The 8342-nt window shown below is 47.1% G+C and carries 9 protein-coding genes; 3 read left to right on the forward strand and 6 right to left on the reverse strand.

Going from position 1 to position 8342, the window contains the following annotated elements:
- Window positions 1–307: 307 nt before the first annotated feature.
- The 5 genes from trpA to trpD are packed head-to-tail and all read right to left on the reverse strand — an operon-like array spanning window position 308 to window position 4730.
- Window positions 308–1105, reverse strand: coding sequence for a tryptophan synthase subunit alpha (gene trpA / locus AB3112_RS05840; RefSeq protein WP_084974011.1), 798 nt, complete (start codon window positions 1103–1105; stop codon window positions 308–310).
- Complete coding sequence (gene trpB, locus AB3112_RS05845) at window positions 1098–2315, reverse strand: tryptophan synthase subunit beta (protein ID WP_057909887.1); 1218 nt, start codon at window positions 2313–2315, stop codon at window positions 1098–1100. The genes trpA and trpB overlap by 8 nt, the downstream gene beginning before the upstream one ends.
- A complete protein-coding gene (locus AB3112_RS05850; protein WP_084974013.1) occupies window positions 2312–2899 on the reverse strand; it encodes a phosphoribosylanthranilate isomerase in 588 nt (195 codons plus the stop codon). Before AB3112_RS05850 ends, trpB begins: the two co-directional genes overlap by 4 nt.
- A 20-nt stretch (window positions 2900–2919) precedes the next feature.
- Window positions 2920–3708 carry an indole-3-glycerol phosphate synthase TrpC gene (gene trpC, locus AB3112_RS05855; protein ID WP_084974015.1) on the reverse strand — a complete coding sequence of 263 codons (789 nt, stop codon included), beginning with the start codon at window positions 3706–3708 and terminating at the stop codon, window positions 2920–2922.
- Window positions 3705–4730, reverse strand: a complete 1026-nt coding sequence (gene trpD, locus AB3112_RS05860; protein ID WP_084974017.1) for an anthranilate phosphoribosyltransferase — start codon at window positions 4728–4730, stop codon at window positions 3705–3707. Before trpD ends, trpC begins: the two co-directional genes overlap by 4 nt.
- Window positions 4731–5512: 782 nt before the next feature.
- Between trpD and AB3112_RS05865 the strand changes: the two genes are divergently transcribed.
- From AB3112_RS05865 to AB3112_RS05875, 3 genes are all read left to right on the forward strand, one after another.
- Window positions 5513–5851, forward strand: coding sequence for an iron chaperone (locus AB3112_RS05865; protein WP_084974019.1), 339 nt, complete (start codon window positions 5513–5515; stop codon window positions 5849–5851).
- A gap of 55 nt (window positions 5852–5906) precedes the next feature.
- The gene (locus tag AB3112_RS05870) at window positions 5907–6218 is read left to right on the forward strand and encodes a SemiSWEET family transporter (protein WP_057909892.1); all 312 of its coding nucleotides are present in this window, start codon (window positions 5907–5909) and stop codon (window positions 6216–6218) included.
- A 91-nt stretch (window positions 6219–6309) separates the two neighbouring features.
- Window positions 6310–7095 carry a carbon-nitrogen family hydrolase gene (locus AB3112_RS05875; protein WP_367334101.1) on the forward strand — a complete coding sequence of 262 codons (786 nt, stop codon included), beginning with the start codon at window positions 6310–6312 and terminating at the stop codon, window positions 7093–7095.
- Window positions 7096–7200: 105 nt separating this feature from the next.
- On the opposite strand, the gene AB3112_RS05880 is transcribed toward AB3112_RS05875, so the two are convergent.
- On the reverse strand, window positions 7201–8342 hold a 1142-nt coding region (locus AB3112_RS05880; protein ID WP_367334102.1), incomplete at its 5' end, for an MFS transporter.

The following is an 8342-nucleotide window of genomic DNA, read 5'->3' on the forward strand; positions in this document are numbered from 1 at the left end:
AGAAGACCGACGTCGCATCGATTCGACCGTGGGGATGATAGACCTTGACGTTATCGGGATAGGTTCGCATGGCCATGAAGATTTCATGCTCGTTTGCGGTAGCTTTTGGAATGAATTCTGTTTTGTTTGGAAGAATGGGAGACATAATGCAACCTCGATTTACTTAAATTGATGATCGGCAAGTAGTTTCGTATAAAATTATTGTCAAAATCAGTATATCACGGTGTCTGATAAAGGATACTGGCTATTTGGACTAAAAGAGGACCGTTGGCGACGTCTTTTCGCTAACGGTCCTCTTTACCTATTTCTATACCCGTGCTTTTTCCGCTTCAGCCTCATCCACCGCAGTTCGGATGGATTTGGTAAATGCTTCAACTGCTTGAGGGGCTGCTTGTTTCTTCTTGGCGACGATATCGACAATCGCACTGCCGATGATTACGCCGTCCGCGATTTTTGCCATCGTTTTGGCTTGTTCCGGTGTATGAACACCAAAGCCGATTGCGGTGGGGACATCTGTATAGCGCTTGATTTCTGTGACTAAGTCCTTCAAACCGTTGAAGAACTCGTTTCGTTCGCCGGTAATTCCCAGTGAAGAGACGACGTAGATGAATCCCGAGGCCGCTTTGGCAATCTTTTCGACACGGTGGCCAGAAGTAGGGGCAATCAATGGAATGATGTCGATGCCATATTTATCCGCAGTTGGGACGATATCTTCGCGACTTTCGTATGGCATGTCAGGAATGACCAGACCAGAGATGTCTAATTCCTGGCACTTCTTACAAAATGCATCGTAACCGTATTTGAAGACGATATTCAAATAAGTCAGGAAAACAATTGGCACATCTGTGCGTTTACGGGCCGCTTCGACAATTTCAAATACCGTCTTGGTCCGGACACCGGCCGCAAATGCTCTAAGATCAGCGGCTTGAATCACGCCGCCATCAGCGATTGGGTCGGAAAATGGAATTCCAACTTCGACGATGTCTGCCCCGCCATTTGCCAGCGCCACGATATTGTCAACGGTGGTCTCAAAATCCGGGTCGTCAGCGACCACAAACGGAATAAATGCCTTATGGTTTTTAAAAATCTCAGTTAAATTACTCATCAATATCGACTCCTTTGTATTTGGCGATGCTGGCAACGTCTTTATCACCACGACCTGAGAGGGTGCAGACGATGATTTGGTCCTTGGACATGGTTGGGGCAATCTTTTCGACGTAAGCAACTGCGTGACAGCTTTCGATTGCGGCAACGATTCCTTCTTGGCGGGCGATGTATTCAAAGGCTTCAACGGCTTCGTCATCGGTAATCCCGACATAATCGGCTCGACCTTCTGTGGCAAGCGCAGCGTGTTCCGGGCCAACACCCGGATAATCTAAGCCGGCTGAGATGGAGTAAACCGGATTGATTTGGCCATCTTCATTTTGGAGGAACAGTGATTTCATGCCGTGGAAAATCCCGACAGAACCCCGTTCAATCGTAGCGGCTGTTTGATCAGTGTTGACGCCTTTTCCGGCTGCTTCAACGCCGACTAATTGAACGCTTGGATCATCGATGTAGTCGGCAAAGCTGCCGATGGCGTTACTGCCACCACCGACACAGGCGACAACCATATCAGGAAGGGTGTTTTCCTTGGCTTTTAACTGTTGTTTGGATTCCTTGCTGATGACACTTTGGAAATATTTAACCATTTCGGGGAACGGATAAGGCCCCACAGCCGAACCCATGACGTAGAAGGTGTCTTCGGAACGACTTGCCCACTCCTGTAAAGTGGCATTGATCGCATCTTTTAAGACCATCGAGCCGGTTGTAACCGGGTGGACTTTAGCGCCCAACAGTTCCATTCGGTAGACGTTTAACTTCTGGCGATCAGTGTCTTCTTTTCCCATGAAGATTTCACATTCCATTCCGAACAGGGCGGCGATTGTGGCCGTTGCGACCCCGTGTTGGCCGGCGCCGGTTTCAGCGATTAGACGCTTTTTGCCCAAATGTTTTGCCAGTAGTGCCTGGCCAATCACGTTGTTGATTTTATGAGCCCCGGTATGATTTAAGTCTTCGCGTTTCAGGTAGATCTTGGCACCACCGAGGTCTTCGGTCATGTTTTTCGCATAGTAGAGAAGCGATGGCCGATTGGCGTAGTTTGTTAACAGGTCGTGTAATTCAGCTTGAAAATCCGGGTCATCCTTTAAAGTGTGAAAAGCTTTGTCGACTTTTTCGAGTTCTGTCATCAATGTTTCTGGAATGTATTGGCCGCCATATGTATTGGCGAAAATTCCGGGACGCTTTTGTTGTTTATCTTCAGTTAAATTTTTCATAGGACAATTTCCTCTTTCGCATTTTTTATAAAGTTCATGATTTTATTTGGATCTTTGACGCCGTTGGTTTCGACGCCACTTGAGACGTCGACGACCGTTGGATTGACGAGCTGGATAGCCTGGTTGATGTTAATAGGCGTTAAGCCACCAGCAAGGATGAGCGGGCGATCAACATGGGGGATATTTTGCCAGTTCAATGCCTGACCACTGCCCTTGCCACTATCGACCATCAAGTAATCAGCGCGGGAATTTAGCTCAATTGATTGGCGTTCGAAGACCTGAATGACCTTGAGGCCGGCAGCGTGGAGAATTTTAATTTCATCCGGAGTGCTTTTGCCGTGGAGCTGGGCAATGTCGATTGCGCCAGCCTGGTAAATAGCTAAGATCTCATCAATGGACTCGTTTACGAAGACGCCGACCGCTTGGATGTTAGGCGCTAATCCGGCCCGCAACTTTAAGGCAGTTGTCAAGGATACCTGGTGACGGCCGGGTGCGAATACAAATCCGGCAAAGTCGGCTGCTGCGTCATTGACGGCTTGAATATCTGCTTGTTTCATCAAGCCGCAAATTTTAACTTGAACCATTAGAACACCTCCAACGTTGTTTAATGAACGGCTGCTTGTTTAAAATCCTTGATTAATGCTTGCTTATTGTCAGCTCTCATGAGGGTTTCGCCGATCAGGATGGCGTTAAATCCTGCATTGGCCAGTTTATCGACATCCTCTTGGCTTTTGATACCACTTTCGGCCACAACGGGGATGCCTTCAGGAACCATTGCCCGTAACTTTAGGCTGTTGTTGAAATCAACGTGGAAGTCCTTGAGATTTCGGTTGTTGATACCAATGATCTTGGCGCCGGAATTAAGTGCTCTGGTCACTTCTTCAGCCGTATAGGCCTCAACGATCGCCTGCATTCCCAAACTTTCCGCCAGCTCGCGGTAGGCGCGGAGTTGGTGGTCGTCAACGATTGCGACGATTAACAGGATGACTGAGGCGCCGTTTGCTTTTGCTTCATAGACCATGTAAGGGTCAATGGTGAAATCTTTTCGCAGGGTGGGTGCTGCCACGGCCTGGCTGATTTGGTTGAGATAATCCAAATGACCGTTAAAGTAATCGGGTTCAGTCAAGACTGAGATGGCGTCGGCCCCCGCAGCATCATAGCTTTTGGCAATTGTTAAATATGGAAAATCACTGACGATCGTTCCTTTAGAAGGAGAGGCCTTCTTGACTTCAGCGATGATGTGAAGTCCGGGCTGTTTAAGAATCGAAAGAAAATCGGGCTTGGTGCTGGCTGGCATTGCGGCAACCTGCGCCTTTAAGGCACTGAGTGGGCGTTTTGCGATGTGTGTCTTCAGTCGTTTTTGCGTGGCATGGACTAAATCATCAAGAATCATGCGACCACATCCTTGCGTTTGTTGGAAAAGCTGATTAAACGGTCGAGTTCGGCCTGGGCCTTACCCTCATCGATTGTTTTGGCAGCCAGGCTGATTCCTTCTTGAATGGTCATTTCCGGGTGTGCCAGGTGTAATCCTGAACCGGCATTGAGTAAGACGATGTCTCGTTGAGGGCCTTTTTTACCGGCTAAAATATCACGGGTAATCTGGCCGTTTTCTTCCGGTGTGCCGCCGACCAAATCTTCAGGTTTTGCCCGTTTCAGGCCAAATTGTTCTGGGGTCAAGACGTACTTGGTTAGTTGACCGTCACGAAGTTCAACCACAGCAGTTTCATCGGCAACGGTCATTTCATCAAGACCGTCTCGACCGTGGATGACCATCGCATTTTTGACACCCAATTTTTTAAGCACGTTAGCCAGTGGCTCGAGGAGTGCCTCATCGTAAACGCCGAGTAATTGGCTGGTTGGATGGGCTGGATTGGCCAGTGGTCCGAGAATATTGAAGATTGTTCGAATTCCCAATTGTTTGCGGACAGGCGCAACATACTTCATTGATTTGTGGTATTCTTGGGCAAATAAGAAGCAGAGATTGTTGTCTTGCAAGCTTTGAAAGCTGGTGGCAGGATCTTCGTTGATGTCCAAGCCAAGCGCTTCAAAGACGTCGGCAGCGCCACTCTTGGAAGAAGCGGCTCGGTTGCCATGTTTGGCAACTTTGGTTCCGGCAGCAGCGACAACAATTGCGCTGGTCGTTGAAATGTTGAAGGTGTTGGCTTTATCACCACCGGTACCGACAATTTCCAAGACGTTGCCAGCTTCAGGGAATTTCAAAGCGTGATTTCTCATCGAAGAAGCGGCGCCGGCAATTTCGTCAATTGTTGGATTTTTGGCAGTTAAAGCGGTTAAGAGGCTGGCAGTTTCAATTTCGGATGTTTCGCCGTTCATAATTTCGTCGAGAACGGTTTGGCTTTCATCAAATGTTAAATCTTCGTGGTTAACAACTTTTTCAATGGCTTGTTTTATCATAATAAATTCCTCCAATTATATAAGTGAGCGGATCCAAGCGGGTAGTAGTCGGACTGTAAGGGGCCGCCGAGAGAAATTCCCGGTTTTGGAATTTTTGTCGGTGGTGCTTACAGGTAGACTACTGCTTGGAGGAGCTGTCCTAGAAAAGTGAGCGGATCCAAGCGGTTAGAAATCGGAGTGTAAGTCGGCTTGGAAGTAAATTCCCCGGGTTTGGGGATTTGCTTCCGAGGTGCTTACAAGGAGATTACTGCTTGGAGGAGCTGTCCTAATACCAATAAGTTCAATATTTGATTTGCCATCGTTTGATTTCCATTTTCATCGTTGCGACCTCCGTTTAGATGTTTCACTGTTGTCTAGCCGATTTGGCTCATCACACTGGATAACAAAAAAATCCGCCCATAACTTGATACAAGTTAAGGACGGATTATTCCGCGGTGCCACCTTAGTTCAATTAATCAGGGTAGATGAAAAATCATCTATTAAGTTCCCCAATTAATTACGCTTAGCAAGGGACTAACATCCCTCCGACAACTTACGTATGCCAACACGTTTCTCCGTACTCGATAACTTTCGGAAGAACCCTCAGTGGTCCATTTAATCATCTGCGTTCGACTGCACTCTCAGCTCCGGCAGCTCTCTTTGCGTGCACAATGATCTTGATCTCCACTTCATCGGTTTTATGGACGAATTAATTGTTGCTTTGTATATTAGAGCTTTATAATATGAATGTCAACAGATTTTAATCAAATAAGTGCAAAAATATTTTCGAGGGGGATTGTGTCATGGAAAAATTAGTTCGCGAATACATCGTCAATCAGCCGGTAGAGCGGCAATCCAAGCTGATGTCACTCTATGAAATTATTCGAGCAGAGATGCCCAAAAATTATGATGAAAAAATTTCGTATGGGATGCCAACATTTCATTTTCATAAAAATATTATTCATTTTGCCAACTATAAGACCCATATCGGACTTTATCCGGGCCCAAAGGCGATTGTCACCTTCAAAGATCAGTTGAAAGATTATAAAACAAGCATTGGAGCGATTCAGCTGCCTGTTGATCAGCCATTGCCCGCTGACCTGATTCAACAGATTGTTCGATATAATCTTTCGAATGCCTAGTATTCTCTGCTTAAGTATGTTATCACTGAACAGAAGAGAAATTGGAGGGATTAGTGTGCAAAATCAGTTGAGTCACCCTGGCGGTAATCAACTACACGAGGCTAAACGAACGTTCAGTGAGGAAAAGATAATTGGTGATATTGCCACGGTGGCAAATATGATCATGTACATTTCATACATAGGAGAAATTCTGCAGAATTTGAATGGCCAACCAACGTCGTTTATCCAACCATTTTGTGCGGCAGTTAATGCGGCGTTATGGGTGGCGTACGGCTGGGTGAAGCCAAAGCGGGATTGGATTTTGATTGTCGCAGATGTGCCCGGGGTGATCTTTGGGCTGATTGCGGCAATTACGGCAGTCATTTAAACGGATGCACATTGATTAGTTGAACTAATTAATGTGTTTTTTTGTGCTATACTTTAGGACAAAATTAACCAACAAATTGCGGGAGGCTGACATGAAACTGACGATATCTCTGGCACAAATTGATATTGCATTTGGAAATCCGGACGAGAACTTCGCCAAGATCGAACCGCTGGTCAAACAGGCGGCTGCCGCTGGTGCAGACGTGGTTGTTTTTCCGGAAATGTGGAACACCGGCTATGATCTAAGCCGGTTTGATAAAATTGCCGATGAGAACGGTGAACGAACCCGGCAATTACTATCAGAGTTGGCGAAAAAGTGCCAACTCATTGTGCATGGCGGCTCAGTTGCGATTAAGCACGATGGCGCATTTTACAATACGACCTATATCTTTGGCCGTGACGGAAAACTACTGACACAGTACGAAAAGGTCCACTTGTTTGGATTAATGCATGAAGATGAGTTTTTGGCTGCCGGCCACGAGGAGGATCATTTCCAAATCAAGGGTGTCGATGCGACAAGTGTGATTTGCTACGACATTCGTTTTCCGGAATGGTTGCGGACCCTGAGCTTGGATAACAGTCGAATCATTTTCGTCCCGGCAGAGTGGCCGACTTCCCGAATTCCTCAGTGGCGCCGATTGTTGGCAGCACGGGCAATTGAAAATCAGAGCTTTGTTGTGGCCGTTAATCGAGTGGGCAGCGACCCGGATAATCCGTTTGGCGGTCACTCTGGCGTTTATAATCCAATGGGTGATGAGATTTTAACCCTGGACGACCAGCCACAATTAAAAACAATCACGATTGATACAGATGAAACAGATGCCGCCCGCGGGTTTATGCCGGTATTTGAGGACCGGCGACCGGAACTGTATCGGTAATTGTTAAATTAATACCGCTTTGGTGGTGCAATATTTTACTACAAGTCAAACAAGAGGAACTAAGACAACTGGATTGTTATCTTAGTTTCTCTTGTTTGTATCACACTATTTTTGCTTCAATTCCAAATCTTGGCTGGCCATATGATTTCTCATCAAGAGGGCCGCACCGATTGCGCCTACGATGACAATGATTGCAGAGGTCATCGATACCGCCGCCATTCCGTTGTCATAAGCGTGGATGACAATCTTTTGCAGCGCCTGGGCAAATGGTAAGTGGTCCATTCTGGCGGAAAAGGCAATCGTATGACCTGAAAACGGTCCAGCGTTGATCAAGGCTTCTTTGATGCCATTGATTGCTTTGGCCGGTGCTTCCAGCATTGGCATTTTGGCGTTTAAATGGGCTTCATATTGCGCATCTTGAATCAACCCCAGGCCGACGACGCCGACCGTGGTTCCGAACTGACGAAAGACGTTCAGTAAGCCCGATACCATGCCCATTTCTTGGGGGAGGGCGCCTTCCATTCCGGCGGTGTTGAGCAGTGGGTTGACCATGCCGTTGGTGATGCCCATCAAGATCATACCCGGCCATAATTCAGCGAAAGTAACGGTTGGACTGATTGCGTGGGCCATTAAGAAGAAGCCAACGCCTCCAATCAACAGGCTGCCAACGATCATCCACTTTTTGGAATATCGTGAACTCAAGATGCCGGCAACTGGTCCCAGGACCAATGACCAAGCGCTAATGGTCAGTTGTCTTACTCCGGTTTGGACCGCTGAATAACCAATGTAGTTTTGCATGAGGGCCGTCAAGAAGGCGTTATATGCGTAAATGCCGGAGCCTAATGCAAAGGCAACGATGATGGTGCCCAAAAAATGTGGTCGCTTAAACATCTTGAGGTCAATCATCGGATCGACTACCCGGGCTTCAACGAACACAAAGGCAATCATGACAATGATGCCGCCAGCTAATAGTCCGAGTACCTGAGGGTCGGTCCAGGCCCAGTGCGGGTGGCCTTCCTTGACGATTAGGCCATAGATAATGGCAAACAAACCAATTGCTGACAGAATCATGCCGGCCAAATCGATTTTATGATTTTTCCCGTAACTTGGTGTTTCTCGCACGTAAAAAACGGTCAGGATAACGGCGATAATGCCAAATGGGACGTTGACGTAAAAAATCGCCGGCCAACCAAAGTGTTCAACCAGATAGCCGCCAATCAGCGGCCCAGATGCTGACGAAACACCAA

Origin of the sequence: Lentilactobacillus sp., from assembly GCF_040773105.1 — a bacterium.
Classification (GTDB): Bacteria; Bacillota; Bacilli; order Lactobacillales; family Lactobacillaceae; genus Lentilactobacillus; species Lentilactobacillus parabuchneri.

Bases quoted from the DNA above. Each gene is read 5' to 3' on its own strand.
- trpA (WP_084974011.1), bottom strand. From the start codon at position 1,105: ATGAGTAATTTAACTGAGATTTTTAAAAACCATAAGGCATTTATTCCG.
- trpB (WP_057909887.1), bottom strand. From the start codon at position 2,315: ATGAAAAATTTAACTGAAGATAAACAACAAAAGCGTCCCGGAATTTTC.
- AB3112_RS05850 (WP_084974013.1), bottom strand. From the start codon at position 2,899: ATGGTTCAAGTTAAAATTTGCGGCTTGATGAAACAAGCAGATATTCAA.
- trpC (WP_084974015.1), bottom strand. From the start codon at position 3,708: ATGATTCTTGATGATTTAGTCCATGCCACGCAAAAACGACTGAAGACA.
- trpD (WP_084974017.1), bottom strand. From the start codon at position 4,730: ATGATAAAACAAGCCATTGAAAAAGTTGTTAACCACGAAGATTTAACA.
- AB3112_RS05865 (WP_084974019.1), top strand. From the start codon at position 5,513: ATGGAAAAATTAGTTCGCGAATACATCGTCAATCAGCCGGTAGAGCGG.
- AB3112_RS05875 (WP_367334101.1), top strand. From the start codon at position 6,310: ATGAAACTGACGATATCTCTGGCACAAATTGATATTGCATTTGGAAAT.